The organism is Pseudomonas sp. MWU12-2020 (assembly GCF_023100605.1).
In the GTDB taxonomy this organism is placed as follows: Bacteria; Pseudomonadota; Gammaproteobacteria; order Pseudomonadales; family Pseudomonadaceae; genus Aquipseudomonas; species Aquipseudomonas fluorescens_H.
This window is the reverse complement of the sequence record NZ_JALMEX010000010.1, coordinates 202999-220611: the sequence shown is the minus strand read 5'-3', so window position 1 is coordinate 220611 and position 17613 is coordinate 202999. Positions and strand designations below refer to the sequence as shown.

At 61.1% G+C, this 17613-nt stretch carries 16 protein-coding genes; 12 read left to right on the top strand and 4 right to left on the bottom strand.

Features of this window, described 5'->3' with window-relative positions; all coding sequences use genetic code 11:
- Positions 1 to 32: 32 nt before the first annotated feature.
- Complete coding sequence (locus tag M0814_RS21970) at positions 33 to 590, bottom strand: cysteine hydrolase family protein (RefSeq protein WP_247868527.1); 558 nt, start codon at positions 588 to 590, stop codon at positions 33 to 35.
- A gap of 143 nt (positions 591 to 733) precedes the next feature.
- Here M0814_RS21970 and M0814_RS21965 point away from each other — a divergent pair, with 143 nt between their 5' ends.
- The 11 genes from M0814_RS21965 to pdeM all read left to right on the top strand — a co-directional run bounded on the left by M0814_RS21965 (position 734) and on the right by pdeM (position 14831).
- On the top strand, positions 734 to 1378 hold the full coding sequence (locus M0814_RS21965; protein WP_003222330.1) for a glutathione binding-like protein: 645 nt from the start codon (positions 734 to 736) through the stop codon (positions 1376 to 1378).
- A 202-nt stretch (positions 1379 to 1580) separates the two neighbouring features.
- The gene (locus tag M0814_RS21960) at positions 1581 to 4028 is read left to right on the top strand and encodes a penicillin acylase family protein (RefSeq protein WP_103485615.1); all 2448 of its coding nucleotides are present in this window, start codon (positions 1581 to 1583) and stop codon (positions 4026 to 4028) included.
- A gap of 192 nt (positions 4029 to 4220) precedes the next feature.
- Positions 4221 to 5255 (top strand): ligase-associated DNA damage response exonuclease, encoded by a 1035-nt coding sequence (locus M0814_RS21955; RefSeq protein ID WP_003222325.1) that lies wholly within the window; start codon positions 4221 to 4223, stop codon positions 5253 to 5255.
- The gene (locus M0814_RS21950; RefSeq protein ID WP_003222323.1) at positions 5252 to 6940 is read left to right on the top strand and encodes an ATP-dependent DNA ligase; all 1689 of its coding nucleotides are present in this window, start codon (positions 5252 to 5254) and stop codon (positions 6938 to 6940) included. The genes M0814_RS21955 and M0814_RS21950 overlap by 4 nt, the downstream gene beginning before the upstream one ends.
- Positions 6941 to 7314: 374 nt before the next feature.
- The gene (locus M0814_RS21945; RefSeq protein WP_003222321.1) at positions 7315 to 8097 is read left to right on the top strand and encodes a transporter substrate-binding domain-containing protein; all 783 of its coding nucleotides are present in this window, start codon (positions 7315 to 7317) and stop codon (positions 8095 to 8097) included.
- Between the two features lie 57 nt (positions 8098 to 8154).
- Complete coding sequence (locus M0814_RS21940; protein WP_003222319.1) at positions 8155 to 8883, top strand: ABC transporter permease; 729 nt, start codon at positions 8155 to 8157, stop codon at positions 8881 to 8883.
- Positions 8880 to 9590 (top strand): ABC transporter permease, encoded by a 711-nt coding sequence (locus tag M0814_RS21935; RefSeq protein ID WP_003222318.1) that lies wholly within the window; start codon positions 8880 to 8882, stop codon positions 9588 to 9590. The genes M0814_RS21940 and M0814_RS21935 overlap by 4 nt, the downstream gene beginning before the upstream one ends.
- Positions 9591 to 9601: 11 nt before the next feature.
- Complete coding sequence (locus tag M0814_RS21930) at positions 9602 to 10720, top strand: succinylglutamate desuccinylase/aspartoacylase family protein (RefSeq protein WP_103485616.1); 1119 nt, start codon at positions 9602 to 9604, stop codon at positions 10718 to 10720.
- A 13-nt stretch (positions 10721 to 10733) separates the two neighbouring features.
- Entirely contained in the window at positions 10734 to 11498 is a 765-nt protein-coding gene (locus M0814_RS21925) for an ATP-binding cassette domain-containing protein (RefSeq protein ID WP_003222314.1), read from the top strand.
- Positions 11499 to 11688: 190 nt separating this feature from the next.
- Complete coding sequence (locus M0814_RS21920) at positions 11689 to 14178, top strand: ligase-associated DNA damage response DEXH box helicase (protein WP_103485617.1); 2490 nt, start codon at positions 11689 to 11691, stop codon at positions 14176 to 14178.
- Positions 14175 to 14831 carry a ligase-associated DNA damage response endonuclease PdeM gene (gene pdeM, locus M0814_RS21915; protein WP_103485618.1) on the top strand — a complete coding sequence of 219 codons (657 nt, stop codon included), beginning with the start codon at positions 14175 to 14177 and terminating at the stop codon, positions 14829 to 14831. The genes M0814_RS21920 and pdeM overlap by 4 nt, the downstream gene beginning before the upstream one ends.
- Positions 14832 to 14877: 46 nt before the next feature.
- Here the strand turns inward: pdeM and M0814_RS21910 are convergent, their stop codons facing one another.
- Positions 14878 to 15084 carry a hypothetical protein gene (locus M0814_RS21910; RefSeq protein ID WP_003222309.1) on the bottom strand — a complete coding sequence of 69 codons (207 nt, stop codon included), beginning with the start codon at positions 15082 to 15084 and terminating at the stop codon, positions 14878 to 14880.
- Between the two features lie 103 nt (positions 15085 to 15187).
- Positions 15188 to 15754 (bottom strand): dCTP deaminase, encoded by a 567-nt coding sequence (gene dcd, locus M0814_RS21905; protein WP_003222308.1) that lies wholly within the window; start codon positions 15752 to 15754, stop codon positions 15188 to 15190.
- A 353-nt stretch (positions 15755 to 16107) separates the two neighbouring features.
- On the opposite strand from dcd, the gene M0814_RS21900 reads away from it, so the two are divergent.
- Entirely contained in the window at positions 16108 to 16317 is a 210-nt protein-coding gene (locus M0814_RS21900; protein ID WP_002554837.1) for a cold-shock protein, read from the top strand.
- Positions 16318 to 16480: 163 nt separating this feature from the next.
- On the opposite strand, the gene M0814_RS21895 is transcribed toward M0814_RS21900, so the two are convergent.
- Positions 16481 to 17488, bottom strand: coding sequence for a DUF481 domain-containing protein (locus M0814_RS21895; protein ID WP_003222306.1), 1008 nt, complete (start codon positions 17486 to 17488; stop codon positions 16481 to 16483).
- Positions 17489 to 17613: the final 125 nt, after the last annotated feature.

Genomic DNA, 17613 nt, shown 5'->3' with positions numbered 1-17613 from the left:
GCGAAAGGGCCGGCACATTCACCCCAAACTGTTCAGACGGCCGCCAGAATCTGCTTCGCACTGACCACCGTCGCATACTCCCCCTGCAAATTCCCCAGCGACATCCCGTGCACCTCTTCGGCTGAGCGCGGTGTGCCGAAGTAATCGGCCTTGTCGAAGGTGAAACACGCATCCTCCGCCACCCACGCCTCAAACCCCAGATTGCCCGCCGTGCGCGCTGTGGATTCCACCGAGTTGTTGGTCGCTACACCAACAATGATCAATTGCCCGATCCCCGCCTCACGCAACTGCGCTTCCAGCCCCGTAGCGCAAAACGCATCCGGCACGCGTTTCTGGATCAGCCACTCGCCTTGCTGCGGCGCAAACCGTGGCTGAAACTCCACCCCCGGTTGTTCGGGCCAGAACACCGAATCCGGCGAATGCGACAGATGCTGCACATGAATCACCGGTCGCCCGCGGCTGCGCCATGCCCCCAGCAAGTCGAGCATGCGTTCTTCGGCCTGCGGATTATTCCGCCGCCCCAGGCGCGGCTCCAGAATGCCTTGTTGCTGGTCGATGATGATCAGTGCCGCGTTGGCCTTCAGCTCCATGGCGATTTTTCTCACGGGGGTCATTGAATTTTCCGCAGTTCAGCATCACCTGCACTTATTAAGCAAGCTATCGAACACACGGGACCACCTGCTGCCGGCGTTTGCTCTACGCAACCAAGCCAATTGTTGATCTGGAGTTTGCAATGATCGATCTGTATTACTGGACCACCCCCAACGGCCACAAAATTTCGCTGTTCCTCGAGGAGGCTGGCCTGCCTTACAAGGTGCATCCGATCAACATCAGCCAGGGCGAGCAGTTTCAGCCACACTTTCTGAAGATCGCGCCGAACAATCGGATTCCGGCGATCGTCGACCACGAACCGGCCGATGGCGGTGAGCCGCTGTCGCTGTTCGAGTCCGGAGCGATCCTGCTGTATCTGGCGGAGAAGACCGGCAAATTCCTGCCCAAAGACCTGCGCGGCCGGCAAACCGCGTTGCAATGGTTGTTCTGGCAGATGGGCGGCCTGGGGCCGATGGCCGGACAGAATCATCACTTCAGCCAGTTCGCCGCGGAAAAAATCCCCTACGCGATCAAACGCTACATCGACGAAACCGCGCGCCTCTACGGTGTGTTGAACAAGCAACTGGCCGATCACGAATTCGTCGCCGGCAGCGAATACAGCATCGCCGACATGGCGATCTACCCGTGGATCGTCTCGCACAAGTGGCAGAGTCAGAACCTTGAAGACTTCCCGCACGTGTTGCGCTGGTTCAACCGGATCAAGGAGCGTCCGGCGACGGTGCAGGCGTATGCCTTGGTGCAGCAGATCAACCCGCCGAAAGCCTGATTGAAGCGCAAAAGATCGCCGCCTTCGGCAGCTCCTGCAGGGTGTACTCAATCCAATGCAGGAGTTGCCGCAGGCTGCGATCTTTTCCATTCGACAGAAATACACAAATAACCCCTGCCCCCGCTTGCGCGGCCACCTCCTGCTCACTAACGTAGCGGCTTTATTGCGCCCCCAGCCTCTACACCCCCGCAGGAGCTTTGCCATGGCCTCGCCAGCCCTTACACATTTTCTTCCCCGGTTCGGCGTTGCCGCAGCAGTGACCGGTGTCTTGAGCCTGTCCGGTTGCCAGACCTGGAACGCTCAGGACACCCTCCCGCCCACCTCCGGCGTGCAACCGCTCAAGGGCCTGGCGCAGAATGTTTCGGTGCGACGCAATGCCCAAGGCATGCCGTTGATCGAGAGCAACAGTTTCCACGACGCACTGTTCAGTCTCGGCTATGTTCATGCCAGCGACCGCATCAACCAGATGGTCACCCTGCGCCTGCTGGCTCAGGGACGTCTGGCGGAAATGTCCGGGCCGTCGATGCTCGATGCCGACCGCTACATGCGTGCGGTCAACCTGAAGAAAAGCGCCGCCGAGCTTTACAAGGCTTCGTCGCCACGGCTCCAGCGCTTCTTTGAAGTCTATGCACGGGGCGTCAACGCCTACCTGTTCCGCTACGCCGACAAGTTGCCGGGCGACCTCGCCTCCAGTGGCTACAAGCCGGAATACTGGAAACCGGAAGATTCGGCGCTGATCTTCGCGCTGCTGAACTTCAGCCAGTCGGCCAACCTGCCGGAAGAGATCTCGTCCCTGGTGCTGGCGCAAACCGTGACCAGCGACAAACTCGCCTGGCTGACCCCGTCCGCACCCGATGAAAATCTGCCACTGGCCGAGGCCGACAAGCTGCAAGGCCTCAAGCTCAACGGGCAGATCCCCGGTCTCACCGAACTGAGCAACGCCAGCCAGCAATTGGCAGCGATGAATCTGCTGGGTGCCAGCACGTCGAACAACTGGGCGATCGCTCCGCAACGCAGCCGCAGCGGCAAGAGCATTCTGGCCAGCGACAGCCATGGCCCGCTGGCGGCACCGTCGCTGTGGAGCTTCTTGCAGATCCGCGCACCGAAATATCAGGCTGCCGGTGTCACCGTCGCCGGTCTGCCGATGATCCTCGGCGGTTTCAACGGCAAAGTCGCGTGGAGCGCCACCAGCGTGCTCGGCGACAACCAGGACCTGTTTCTGGAAAAAATCCGCCGTCAGGGCAACAGCCTGACCTATGAGGTCAACGGCAAGTGGCAACCGCTGGGCGTGCGCAACGAAACCTATTTCGTCAAAGGCCAGCGGCCGATTCGCGAAGCGGTGTACGAAACCCGCCACGGCGCGCTGCTCAACAGTGCCCAGGCAGCACAAGGCAACGGTTTTGGCCTGGCCCTGCAAACACCGAGCTTCACCGACGACAAATCGCTGGACGCGTTTTTTGACCTGACCCGCGCACAGAACGTTGAACGCGCCTCGGACGCCAGTCGCGAGATCCGCGCCATCGCCCTGAACATGGTATTCGCCGACGCCAGCAACATCGGCTGGCAAGTCACCGGGCGTTTCCCCAACCGTCGTGAAGGCGAAGGCCTGCTGCCATCGCCGGGCTGGGAAGGTCGCTACGACTGGGACGGTTACGCCGACCCGATGCTGCACCCGTACGATCAGGACCCGACCCAGGGCTGGCTCGGCACCGCCAACCAGCGCGTCATTCCCCATGGCTACGGCATGCAACTGTCCAACTCCTGGGCGGCGCCGGAGCGCGGCGAACGTCTGGCGGAACTGGCCGGCAGTGGCAAACAGGACGGTCGCAGCGTGATCGCCATGCAGTACGACCAGACCACGACGTTTGCCGCCAAGCTGAAAAAAATGTTCGAAGCGCCGGGCATGAAGCAGCCGCTGAAACAGGCGATTGACGCCCTGCCGGAAGCCGATCGCAGCAAGGCTCGCGAGGCGTTGACCCGATTGATGGCGTTCGACGGCAAGCTCAGCCCGACGTCGGCGGATGCGGCGATCTACGAGTTGTTTCTGCAAGAAAGCATGAAGCAGATCTTCCTCGACGAACTTGGCCCCGAGTCCAGCCCGGCGTGGAAAGCCTTTATCGCCAATGGCGACTTGTCCTATTCGGCGCAGGCCGATCACCTGTTGGGGCGTGAAGACAGCCCGTTCTGGGATGACATCCGCACACCGCAAAAAGAAGACAAGGCACAGATTCTGGCGCGCAGTCTGGCGGCCGCGATCAACGCTGGCGACAGTCAGTTGGGTGGCGATCACAAGGCCTGGCAGTGGGGCAAACTGCATGGCTACACGTGGAAAAACGCCAACGGCCAGACCGTTCGCGGGCCGCTGGCAGCCGGCGGCGATCACACCACGCTCAATACCGCGGCGTTTGCCTGGGGCAAGGACTTCAACACCACGCGGGCGCCGTCGATGCGTTTCATCGTCGACTTCAGCCAGAGCGAGCCGCTGATGGGCCAGAACGGCACCGGCCAGTCCGGCAACCCGGCGAGCCCGAACTACCTCAACGGCATCGATGCGTGGCTCAAGGGCCAGTACATCGGCTTGCCGATGCAGCCGCAGAACTTTGACCGGGTGTATGGCAAGACGCGTTTGACCCTCACCCCGAGCAAATAAACGCAATCCCTCCCTGTGGGAGCGGGCTTGCTCGCGAAGGCGTCGTGTCAGGCGATTTTGTATTGCCTGACACACTGCATTCGCGAGCAAGCCCGCTCCCACATTGGTTTTGCATCGCCTGGGAAATAATCGATAGAACTTCCGGACTCGCGCCAACCTCTTAGCTAACAAGCCCTCCATTCTGGTAACGACATGGACCTTGTTATCGCCCGCCCCGAAGGTTTGTATTGCCCGGCCGGGGACTTCTACATTGACCCGTGGCGCCCGGTCGAGCGCTCGGTGATCACTCATGCCCACGGCGATCACGCCCGTAACGGCAATCAGCACTACCTTGCCAGCAGCGCCAGCGAAGGGATTTTGCGTGCGCGTCTGGGTCAGGACATCAACCTGCAAACCCTCGCCTACGGCCAGCGGCTGACCCACCACGGGGTGACCTTGAGTTTCCATCCTGCCGGGCATGTGCTCGGTTCGGCCCAGGTGCGTCTGGAATACGGCGGTGAAGTCTGGGTCGCGTCGGGGGATTACAAAATCGAACCCGATGGCACCTGCGCGCCGTTCGAACCGGTGCGCTGCCACACCTTCATCACCGAATCGACGTTCGGCCTGCCGATCTACCGCTGGCAGCCGCAGGCGCAGGTGTTCAGCGAGATCAATCAGTGGTGGCAGGCGAACATCGCGGCGGGCAAGGCCAGCGTGCTGCTCTGTTATTCGTTCGGCAAAGCCCAGCGAATTCTGCACGGGATCGACGCCAGCCTCGGCCCGATCCTCAGCCACGGCGCGGTCGAGCCGCTGAACCGGGTCTACCGCGAGGCCGGCGTGTACCTGCCGCCGACGATTTATGCCGGCGACATCAAAAAGTCCGACCCGATCATGCGTCAAGCGCTGGTGATCGCCCCGCCCTCGGCCGGTGGCAGCACCTGGATGCGCCGTTTCGGTGATTTCAGTGATGCCTTCGCCAGCGGCTGGATGCGCCTGCGCGGTACTCGGCGGCGTCGTGGGGTGGATCGCGGCTTTGTGCTGTCGGACCACGCCGACTGGCCGGGCCTGCTCTGGGCCATCGAACAGACCGGCGCCGAGCGCGTGATGGTGACCCACGGTTCAATCGGCGTGCTGGTGCGCCATCTGCGTGAACAAGGCCTGGACGCGCAGGGTTTCAACACCGAGTACGGCGACGACGAAGAGGAAAACATCGACGCCGAACCTGCCATCGCCGAGGTGCAAGCATGAAAGCCTTCGCCGAGTTGTACGCCGAACTCGACGCCACCACGTCCAGCAACGCCAAACTGGCGGCGATGCAAAGTTACTTCGCCCAGGCTGCACCGCAGGATGCGGCGTGGGCGGTGTACTTCCTGTCCGGTGGGCGCCCACGGCAATTGGTGCCGGTGCGCATCCTGCGCGAACTGGCGGTAGAGGTCTCGGGGCTGCAACCATGGCTGTTCGAGGAAAGTTATCAGTCCGTCGGCGATCTGGCGGAAACCATTTCCCTGGTGCTACCGGAGAATTCGCACAGCTCCGCGGCGGGCCTCGCCGAATGGATCGAAGACAAGCTGCTGCCGCTGCGCGGTGAAACCCCGGAATACCTCGCCCGCCAACTGCCCGCGCTGTGGGCGCAACTGGATCGGCCGAGCCTGATGCTGTGCATAAAGTTGATCACCGGCAGCTTCCGCGTCGGCGTGTCGAAATTGCTGGTCACTCGCGCTCTGGCGTCGATGGCAGGGCTCGACAGCAAACGCGTGGCGCAACGACTGGTGGGTTACACCGACCTGTCGAACCGGCCGAACGCGGCCAGCTACCTGAAACTGATCGCGCCGGAGTCCGCCGACGAACACGCCCAGCGCGGCGGCCAGCCCTACCCGTTCTTCCTCGCCCACGCCTTGTCGCAACCGGTCGAGGAATTTGAAGGGCTATTGGGGCCGGCGAGCCACTGGCAGGTGGAATGGAAGTGGGATGGCATCCGCGCGCAGGTGGTCAAGCGCGAGGGTCGGCTGTGGGTCTGGTCGCGGGGTGAAGAACTGGTCACCGAGCGCTTTCCCGAGTTCGACACACTGGTTCACGCGTTACCCGACGGCACGGTGATCGACGGGGAAATCGTGGTCTGGAAAAGCACTCATCCGAGCACCGAAGACGCCTTCGATCCGCAATCGAGCGCACCGCCGGCGGTGCAACCGTTCGCCCTGCTGCAGCAACGCATCGGGCGCAAAACCCTCGACAAGAAAATCCTCGAAGAAGTGCCGGTGGTGGTGCTCGCCTACGACTTGCTGGAGTGGCAGGGCGAAGACTGGCGCAACCGTCCGCAGGCCGAACGGCGGGCGCAACTGGAGCAAGTCATCGCCCACGGTAACAACCCGGTGTTACTGCCCTCGCCGATTCTGACCGGCAGCGACTGGTTCGACCTCGCCCGTCAGCGTGAAGCCTCGCGGCGACTGGGGGTCGAGGGCATGATGCTCAAGGCCCGCGATGCCCTGTATGGCGTGGGCCGGACCAAGGACATGGGCGTGTGGTGGAAGTGGAAAGTTGACCCGTTCAGCGTCGATGCGGTGTTGATCTACGCCCAGCGCGGACATGGCCGGCGCGCCAGTCTGTACAGCGATTACACCTTCGCCGTGTGGGACGGCCCGCCAGAATCCAGCCAACGAGCGCTGGTGCCGTTCGCCAAGGCCTATTCGGGGCTGACCGACGAGGAAATGCGCCAGGTCGACAGCATCGTGCGCAAGACCACCGTGGAAAAATTCGGCCCGGTCAGCAGCGTCAAGCCGAGTCTGGTGTTCGAACTGGGTTTCGAAGGCATCGCCCTGTCGCGACGGCACAAGAGCGGGATCGCCGTGCGCTTTCCGCGAATGCTGCGCTGGCGGCAGGACAAGACGGTGGATGAGGCCGACAGCCTGGCGACGCTGCAGGATTTGCTGGCCTGACCCGGTTTCCGGGGACACCGATCACATTTAACTGGATGAACGCCCTGTGGCGAGGGAGCTTGCTCCCGCTCGGCTGCGCAGCAGTCGCAAAAAACGGTCTGTCTGAAAAATCCAGGGGAGTGCTTCGCCCTCCAGCGGGAGCAAGCTCCCTCGCCACAAGGGCTCATCCCATCCCTTAACGACCCAAGTTGGTGCAGCCTTCAACGGCCGCCCATTCTTGTGCACCAATCCTTCTCCCTCCTCCCTCCCCCAACCTTTTAAAACACTTGTTCGGGACTCTGGTTCGGAAATTGCTACTTTCTATAGGTCGTACGCGTTGCAGTAACAATAATTCTGCGCCACAAGCGCTCATATTGGTTCTTAGGGATTGAATAATGAAAAAAGCATTGCTGACCCTTTCTGCACTGGCGTTGTGCATGGCTGCCGGCTCCGCGCTGGCCAAGGAATACAAAGAGCTGCGTTTTGGCGTTGATCCTTCCTACGCACCGTTCGAGTCGAAAGCGGCCGACGGCAGCCTGGTGGGCTTCGACATCGACCTGGGCAACGCGATCTGCGCCGAGCTGAAGGTCAAGTGCAAATGGGTTGAAAGCGACTTCGACGGCATGATTCCGGGCCTCAACGCCAACAAATTCGACGGTGTGATCTCGTCGATGACCGTGACCCCGGCCCGTGAAAAGGCGATCGATTTCTCCAGCGAGCTGTTCTCCGGCCCGACTTCCTACGTGTTCAAGAAGGGTTCCGGCCTGAGCGATGACGTCGCTTCCCTCAAGGGTAAGTCGGTCGGTTACGAGCAAGGCACCATCCAGGAAGCCTACGCCAAGGCTGTGCTGGAGAAGGCCGGGGTGAAAATCCAGGCTTACGCCAACCAGGATCAGGTCTACGCCGACCTGAAAAACGGCCGTCTCGACGCCTCGATCCAGGACATGCTGCAAGCCGAACTGGGCTTTTTGAAGTCGCCGGATGGCGCCAACTATGAAGTGAGCAAGCCGGTCGACAGCGAATTGCTGCCAGCCAAAACCGCTGTCGGTATTAAGAAAGGTAACAAAGAGCTGAAGGCGCTTTTAGATAAAGGTATCAAAGCGTTACACGATGACGGCAAATACGCCGAGATTCAAAAGAAACACTTTGGCGATCTGAATCTGTACAGCGGTAAATAATGCCCTGGCGCCCATCACTCGATGGGCGCCTTTTCCATCCGCTCAGGTTGCTGATTTATGTTCGAAAACCTCTTACAAAATCTGGGGCTCTCCGCCTTCAGCCTCAAGGGTTTCGGCCCGTTGCTGTTGGAAGGCACCTGGATGACCATCAAATTGTCGGCGTTGTCGCTGCTGGTGGCCGTGTTGCTCGGCCTCCTGGGCGCCAGTGCCAAACTGTCGAAATCGAAACTGCTGCGCCTGCCTGCCCAGCTCTACACCACGCTGATTCGCGGGGTGCCGGATCTGGTGCTGATGCTGTTGATCTTCTACAGCCTGCAAACCTGGCTGACGGCCCTGACCGACGTCATGGAGTGGGACTACATCGAAATCGACTCTTTCACCGCCGGGGTGATCACCCTGGGCTTCATCTATGGCGCGTATTTCACCGAAACCTTCCGTGGGGCGATCCTCGCCGTACCGCGCGGTCAGGTCGAAGCGGCCACCGCCTACGGCCTCAAGCGTGGCCAGCGTTTTCGCTTCGTGGTGTTCCCGCAAATGATGCGCTTCGCCCTGCCGGGCATCGGCAACAACTGGATGGTGATGCTCAAGGCCACCGCGCTGGTGTCGATCATCGGTCTGGCGGATCTGGTCAAAGCCGCGCAGGACGCCGGTAAAAGCACCTATCAACTGTTCTACTTCCTGGTACTCGCCGCCTTGATCTATCTGCTGATCACCAGTGCTTCGAACGTCATCCTGCGCTGGCTCGAGCGTCGCTACGCCGCCGGTGCCCGGGAGGCCGTACGATGATCGAACTCCTGCAGGAATACTGGAAACCCTTCCTTTATACCGACGGCAACAACATCACCGGGCTGGCGATGACGATGTGGCTGCTCAGCGCCTCGATCTTCATTGGCTTTCTGGTGTCGATCCCGTTGTCGATTGCCCGGGTGTCCTCGCACTTCTATGTGCGCTGGCCGGTGCAGTTCTACACCTACCTGTTCCGGGGCACGCCGCTCTACATCCAGTTGCTGATCTGCTACACCGGGATCTACAGCCTGGCCGCCGTGCGCGCGCAGCCGTTGCTCGACAGTTTCTTTCGCGATGCGATGAACTGCACGATCCTCGCGTTCGCCCTGAACACCTGCGCTTACACCACGGAGATTTTCGCCGGGGCGATCCGCAGCATGAACCATGGCGAAGTCGAAGCGGCCAAGGCCTACGGTCTGACCGGCTGGAAGCTGTACGCCTACGTGATCATGCCGTCAGCGCTGCGTCGCTCGTTGCCGTATTACAGCAACGAAGTGATCCTGATGCTGCACTCGACCACCGTGGCCTTCACCGCGACCATCCCCGACATCCTGAAAGTTGCGCGGGACGCCAACTCGGCGACCTACCTGACCTTCCAGTCGTTCGGCATCGCCGCGCTGATCTACCTGACCATTACCTTTGCGCTGGTCGGCCTGTTCCGCCTCGCCGAACGCCGATGGCTGGCGTTCCTCGGGCCGACCCACTAGGAAAACCTGTAATGCGACACCAGATCCATGACCTGTTGGCCCCGGTGCCGGGGACCGCACGACAGATCCACAGCTTCCACTTCGGCCCGGAGCAGGCCCAAGGCAAGATCTACATCCAGTCCTCGCTGCATGCCGATGAAATGCCCGGCATGCTCGTCGCCTGGCATCTCAAGCAGCGCTTGGCGGATCTGGAAGCCGCCGGGCGCCTGCGTAGCCAGATCGTGCTGGTGCCGGTAGCCAATCCGGTCGGCCTTGAACAAGTGCTGATGGACGTGCCGCTGGGCCGTTACGAACTGGAGAGCGGGCAGAATTTCAATCGCTGGTTCGTCGACCTCAGCGAAGAAATCGGCAACGACATCGAGGGCAAGCTGGGCGACGACCCGCAGCGCAACCTTGAGCTGATCCGCACCAGCCTGCGCAACGCCCTCGCCCGCCAGACCGCCGCCACGCAACTGCAGTCCCAGCGCCTGACCCTGCAACGGCTGGCGTGCGATGCCGACATGGTGCTGGACCTGCATTGCGATTTCGAATCGGTGGTTCATCTCTACACCACGCCCGAGGCGTGGCCGCAGGTCGAGCCGCTGGCGCGTTACATCGAAGCCCAGGCCAGTCTGCTGGCCACCGATTCCGGCGGCCAGTCGTTCGACGAATGCTTCACCCTGCTGTGGTGGCAACTGCAGGAACGCTTTGGCGAGCACTTCGCGATTCCGCTGGGCAGCTTTTCGGTGACCGTCGAATTGCGCGGCCAGGGTGACGTCAATCATCCGATGGCCAGCCGTGATTGCCAGGCATTGCTCGACTACCTGGTGCAATTCGGCGCGATTGTCGGCGAACCGGCAGCGTTGCCGTCGCTGCCCTTCGCCGCCACGCCACTGGCGGGTGTCGAACCGGTGGTGACGCCCGTTGGCGGCCTGCTGGTGTACACCGCACAGGCCGGGCAATACCTCGACGCCGGGCAACAGATTGCCGAAATCATCGACCCGATCACTGATCGGGTGACCTCTATTTGCTGTACCGCTGCCGGCGTGATGTACGCCCGCTCGCTGCGGCGCATGGCCACTGCCGGAATGGTCATCGCCCACGTGGCGGGCGCCGAAGCCTATCGCAGCGGCTACCTACTTTCGCCTTGAGGATGTCTGTCCCATGTACAAATTGACTGTTGAAGGTCTGCACAAAAGCTACGGCGACCATCAGGTACTCAAAGGCGTTTCGCTCAAGGCCAAAACCGGCGACGTGATCAGCCTGATCGGCGCCAGCGGCTCGGGCAAAAGCACCTTTTTGCGCTGCATCAACTTCCTCGAACAACCCAACGATGGCGCCATGAGCCTCGATGGCCAGGCGATCCGCATGGTCACCGACCGCCACGGCATGCACGTCGCCGACCCGAACGAGTTGCAACGCCTGCGCACGCGCCTGGCGATGGTGTTCCAGCACTTCAACCTGTGGAGCCACATGACCGTGCTGGAAAACATCACCATGGCCCCGCGCCGGGTGCTGGGTTGCAGCAAGCAGGAAGCCGAAGACCGCGCCCGCCGTTACCTGGACAAGGTCGGCCTGCCCGCACGGGTTGCCGATCAATACCCGGCGTTTCTCTCTGGCGGCCAGCAACAGCGGGTGGCGATTGCCCGGGCGCTGGCGATGGAACCGGAAGTCATGCTATTCGACGAACCGACCTCGGCGCTCGACCCGGAGCTAGTGGGTGAGGTGTTACGGGTGATTCAGGGTCTGGCTGAAGAAGGCCGGACGATGATCATGGTCACCCATGAAATGAGCTTTGCACGCAAGGTATCGAGTCAGGTGCTGTTTCTGCATCAAGGGCTGGTGGAAGAAGAAGGTGCGCCGGAAGATGTGCTGGGCAATCCGAAGAGTGAACGGCTGAAGCAGTTCCTCAGCGGTAACCTCAAGTAACCCCGTACACAGTTCCCCTGTGGGAGCGGGCTTGCTCGCGAAAGCGGTGTGTCAGTCAAAACTGTTCTAACTGGCACACCGCTTTCGCGAGCAAGCCCGCTCCCACAGGGGTATGTGCTCGCACAAAATTAAACTTGTCCCTCAACGGCGCGGTCACTGAAGGAACACCTTCAGAGCGCAAGCCGCCGGTATGTCCACCTCCACCGACTTCGCAAAACTCTGGTTCAGCGCACGCGGCTGGAAGCCGTTCGCCTTTCAGAAAAACGTCTGGGCCGCCGTTAAAAAAGGTCAGTCAGGCCTGCTCCACGCCAGTACCGGCGCCGGTAAAACCTATGCGGTGTGGTTCGCTGCGCTCAACCGCTTCGCCCGTTTGGCCGCGCCCGCAGCCACAACCAGCAAACGCAAACCCCAGAGCGAACCACTGACCGTGCTGTGGATCACGCCGATGCGCGCCCTCGCGGCCGACACTGCTCGCGCCCTGCAAGCGCCGGTCAGCGATTTGCAGATCCCGTGGAGCATCGGCCTGCGCACCGGCGACACCAGCAGCGCCGAACGCGCGCGTCAGGGCCGGCGCCTGCCGACCACGCTGATCACCACCCCGGAAAGCCTGACCCTGCTGCTCGCCCGTGCCGACGCCAAAACTGCCTTGTCGAGCCTGCGGATGATCGTCGTCGATGAATGGCACGAGCTGCTTGGCAACAAACGCGGCGTACAGCTGCAACTGGCCCTCGCCCGCCTGCGCCACTGGCAACCCGAGCTGATCGTCTGGGGCGTGTCCGCTACCCTCGGTAATCAAGCCCACGCCGAACAGGTGCTGATCCCACAGGGCGGTGGCATCAGCGTGCAAGGCCAGAGCGAAAAATCACTCAAGGTCGACACCTTGATCCCACCCGCCATCGAGCGTTTTCCCTGGGCCGGGCACATCGGCCTGAAGATGCTGCCGCAGGTTGTTGCCGAACTCGACGCCTGCGCCAGCAGCCTGGTGTTCACCAACACCCGCGCGCAGTCGGAGATCTGGTATCAGGCGTTGCTCGAAGCGCGGCCGGACTGGGCCGGGTTGATCGCGCTGCACCACAGCTCACTGTCCCGCGAGACCCGCGACTGGGTCGAGCAAGCGTTAAAGGACGGAAAGTTGAAAGCCGTGGTCTGCACCTCGAGCCTGGATCTGGGCGTGGACTTTTTACCGGTGGAACGGGTGCTGCAAATCGGTTCGGCCAAAGGCGTGGCGCGACTGATGCAACGCGCCGGGCGCTCCGGTCACGCGCCGGGGCGCACCTCGCGAGTGACGCTGGTGCCGACCCACAGCCTGGAACTGATCGAAGCCGCTGCCGCAGGCGACGCGGTGGAGCAACGACACATCGAACCGCGTCTGTCGCCGCATAAACCGCTGGATGTGCTGGTGCAGCATTTGGTCAGCATGGCGCTGGGCGGTGGCTTTATTCCCCAAGATTTGTACGAAGAAGTGCGTGGCGCCTGGGCCTATCGTGATCTCACCTTGGCGGATTGGGCCTGGGCGCTGGCGTTCGTACGTCACGGCGGGCTTTCTCTGACAGCCTATCCGGATTACCGCCGGGTCGAACCGGACGAACACGGCGTCTGGCGTGTCCCCGATGCGCGGTTGGCGCGACGTCATCGCATGAGCATCGGCACCATCGTCAGCGACGCGAGCATCCATCTGAAATTCTGGAGCAAGGGCGGTGGCGGCAAGCAGTTGGGCAGTGTCGAGGAAGGCTTTATCGCGCGCCTGAAACCGGGTGACGGTTTTCTGTTCGCCGGGCGTTTGCTGGAATTGGTGCGCGTGGAAAACATGACCGCGTACGTCAAACGCAGCACCGCGAAAAAAGCCGCCGTGCCGCGCTGGAATGGCGGGCGGATGCCGCTTTCCAACGAACTGGCCGCCGCCGTGGTCAGCCGCTTTACGGCGGCAGCACGGGGTGAGTTCGCCGGCCCGGAAATGCAGGCGCTGCAACCATTGCTGCAAACCCAGGCGCGCTGGTCGGGCCTGCCTACCTCCGACAGCCTGTTGGCCGAAGTGCTGAAATCCCGCGAGGGCTGGCACCTTTTCCTCTACCCGTTTGCCGGGCGTCAGGCGCATCTGGGGCTCGCCAGCCTGTTGGCGTGGCGCGTGAGTCAGCGCCAGCCGCTGACGTTTTCGATTGCAGTGAATGATTACGGGCTGGAGTTGCTCAGCGCCACGCCGGTCGATTGGTCCGGGCAACTCGATGTGGCGCTGCTCAGCCCCGATCATCTGTTGCGCGACGTGCTGGCCAGCCTCAATGCCGGGGAGCTGGCGTTGCGGCGCTTCCGTGAAATCGCGCGGATCGCCGGGCTGGTGTTCGCCGGTTATCCCGGCGCGCCGAAAAGCACCCGTCAGGTGCAGGCCTCCAGCGGGTTGTTCTTTGAAGTGTTCAAGCAATACGACACCGACAACCTGCTGCTGGCTCAGGCCGGGGAAGAAGTCCTACGCGAAGAACTGGATATTCGTCGTCTGGAACAGACACTGGAGCGGATCAACCGGATGAAACTGGACATGCACCTGATTAAACGTCCTACACCGCTGGGCTTTCCATTACTGGTCGAGCGCATGCGCGAAAGCATGAGTTCGGAAAAACTCGCCGACCGTATCCGGCGCATGGTCGGCGATCTGGAAAAATCCGCGGACAAGGGTAAAACCTCATGAGCGCAGCTTATCCCGTGCGCCTGGCCGGTGAGGAACTCTGGTTGCTGCCGGAAAAGGCCCTGTACTGGCCGGCGCAGCAAGCGCTGCTGATCGCCGATGTGCATTTCGGCAAGGCTGCGGCCTACCGCAGCCTCGGCCAGCCAGTGCCGCAGGGCACCACGGCGGCCAACATCGAAGTGCTCGACCGCTTGCTGGCGAGACTGCCCTGCCGGCAGCTGATTTTCCTCGGCGACTTTCTGCACGGCCCCGGTTCGCATGCAGCGGGCACCCTGAATGCCTTGGCCGAATGGCGTGCACGTCATGCCGATCTGCCGATGACGCTGATTCGTGGCAATCACGACAAACGCGCCGGCGATCCGCCCCAGTCGTTGAACATCCGGGTAGTGCCGGAGCCGCTGCTGCTCGGGCCGTTTGCCTTGCAGCACGAACCCGACCCGCATCCCGAACGCCATGTGCTGGCCGGGCACGTGCATCCGGTCTATCGGCTCAATGGCAAGGGGCGGCAGCGTTTACGGCTGGCATGTTTCCGCCTGGGCGAACGCTTGAGTCTGCTGCCGGCGTTTGGCGCGTTTACCGGCGGCTTTGCGGTGGAGAAGGATGACGCCTGCAGGATTTTTGTCATCGGTGGTGACGAAATATGGCCAGTCAGCTGAGGTCTTGGGCAAACCTCAGCTGACTGGCCATTCATGGGGCAGTGGCTCAGGCCACTGGCGCGGGTGGCGGCTCGTCCGGCAGCGTTGGCTCGCCCGGTTCGGTCGGTTGTTCGTTGGGGGTGTCGGGATCAGGCTGGCCGGGAATCCCGCCGGCCATGTTCAGCGGGTGTGCCAGCAGAGACCAGGCCAGTACGCCAACCTGATTGGGCTCAAGCCTTGCCAGTTCGGCGGTGATATGCGGATCGATCTTCATGGAACCCTCCTCGGCGAAGGCCCGCTTTGCCAGAAGCAAAAACGGGCAGTACACCCCATAGAGTGTCTGCCCGCCAAAGAATTCCCGCGAACTGCCGGATGGATCAGGTACGCGGCAGAGTCACGCCACGCTGGCCCTGATATTTACCGCCGCGATCCTTGTACGAAACTTCGCACTGCTCGTCGGATTCGAGGAACAGCATCTGCGCCACGCCTTCGTTGGCGTAGATTTTCGCCGGCAGGTTGGTGGTGTTGGAGAATTCCAGCGTCACGTGACCTTCCCACTCAGGCTCGAGCGGAGTGACGTTGACGATGATGCCGCAGCGCGCGTAGGTGCTTTTACCCAGGCAGATGGTCAATACGTTGCGCGGAATGCGGAAGTATTCGACGGTGCTGGCCAGGGCGAAGGAGTTCGGCGGAATGATGCAGACGTCGCTGTGAATGTCGACGAAGCTGCCGGCGTCGAAGTTCTTCGGATCGACGATCGCCGAATTGATGTTGGTGAACACCTTGAAATGGTTGGTGCAGCGCACATCGTAGCCGTAGCTCGACACACCGTAGGAAATCACACGGCTGTCGTCGCTGCCGCGCACCTGGCGCTCGACGAAAGGCTCGATCATGCCGTGTTCCTGCGCCATGCGGCGAATCCACTTGTCCGATTTGATGCTCATGGCGGGTGTCCTGAATAGCGAGGTGGAAAAAATCTGTCCGGCATCTTACCGGGCGCGCCGCCGTGTTCAAAGTCCACACTGAAATTCTCGCCGAACACGCTGGAAATACGGGTTCTGGCGACGAACTGTCACACCGCCGATCCCTAAAACAGAGAAACCTTCGCAAGAAACATTGGCACGTTCCGGAAAAAGGGTTAAGGTGGCGCCACTGTGTTGCTTGTGTCACTGAGAATCTCTACACGATATGTTGAATTTCGATCCAACCATCTACAAGAATTTTTCCTGCTCTTTGCACTCAGTCTCGGCCAGGGTTCTTCCTGAGTCGCAGTTATCTTTGTTCAAGGAGTTACACCATGTCTAATCGCCAAACCGGTACCGTTAAGTGGTTCAACGATGAAAAAGGCTTCGGCTTCATCACTCCACAATCCGGTGACGACCTGTTCGTTCACTTCAAAGCTATCCAATCCGACGGCTTCAAAAGCCTGAAAGAAGGCCAACAGGTTTCTTTCATCGCTACCCGCGGTCAGAAAGGCATGCAAGCTGAAGAAGTACAAGTTATCTAACTTGTAGCTTCTTTAGAAAAGAGCCCCGCCCTCAAAGCGGGGCTTTTTTGTGGGCGTGTGTTTTTCCACGCGCAAAAAAAGATCGCAGCCTGCGGCAGCTTCTACAGGATGAACACCATCCCCTTGTAGGCGCTGCCGCAGGCTGCGATCTTTTGCTTGTGCTTTACCAGGCCACGCCAAACCCTGCGGTGTAGCGGGTCTTGTTCAAATCCGCGTCCTTGGTGCCGCTGATGATGTCGCGTTCAGCCTTGAGGTTGAGCGACGCCCAGTCGGTGACCTTGTAGCGCAGGCCCATCTCGGCATCCAGCGCGTAGTTGGCTACGTCAGAGAGTGGCTTGCCCAGTTCGCCATTGGTGAAGAACTCGACTTTTTTGCCGATCAGGTAGCGGTTGTAATCCCACTTCATGGCGACCGAATAGAAGTTGTCCTTGCCGCCATCGCTGTATTCGTAATCGGTGCGGTTGAGCAACGAACCGAGCGAGAACGCGCCCAGTTCGTCGTCCCAGAACTGGTAGCCCGGACCCGTACCAACGACGCGCTGACGCGACAGTTCCTCAATATAGTCACGCTTGTAGTTCAGGCGACCCTGCCAGAACCACTTGTCGGTGAGGAAGCGGTCAAGTGCGTATTCGGCGCGCCAGTTATTGGTGGTGACCTGCTCGTCCTGCACTTCGCGGTTGTATTCGCCCTCGGCGGTGTGCCGCCAGCGGCCATGACGCGCGGTGGTCTTGAAGTCAATGTCGTAGTCGTCGGTATCCTTTTCCGCACGCTGATAATCCAGGGCCAGACCAACATTACCCTTCCACACCAGATCCTCGACTACCGGTTTCGGTTTGAGAATCTGCTGGATACTCGCCAGCTCCACGGTTTTCGGCGCCTCACCGTTGGCCAAGGTGACCTTGCCGTCATCGGCGGCGGTCAGCGACTTGGCTTTTTCACCGCTGTAGGCGTCCTGCTTGACCAGCAGCTCCTGATCGCTTTGCAGGGTCTTGACCTCTTTCCAGTCGATGCTGACCGCCCCCGCATACTGGGTCTGGATCAGCAATTTGCCGCCGTCGAACAAGGAAATCTTACCGCTCAACTTGTCACCGTTCTTTAACCAGACGGTATCGGCAAGCAGCGGCGTGGAGGCACTGAAGACAGCAAGGCACAGCAAGGTTCTGGACAGCATAAGCGGATCGAGGGCTCAAGTTTGCGAGAAAAGGTCGGCATTATCCGTAGGAATAAGACCCTGACAAGGACTGACCGGGCGATTTCCATTGAGTTCATTTCTCATCTGCGCGCCGACGGATTACC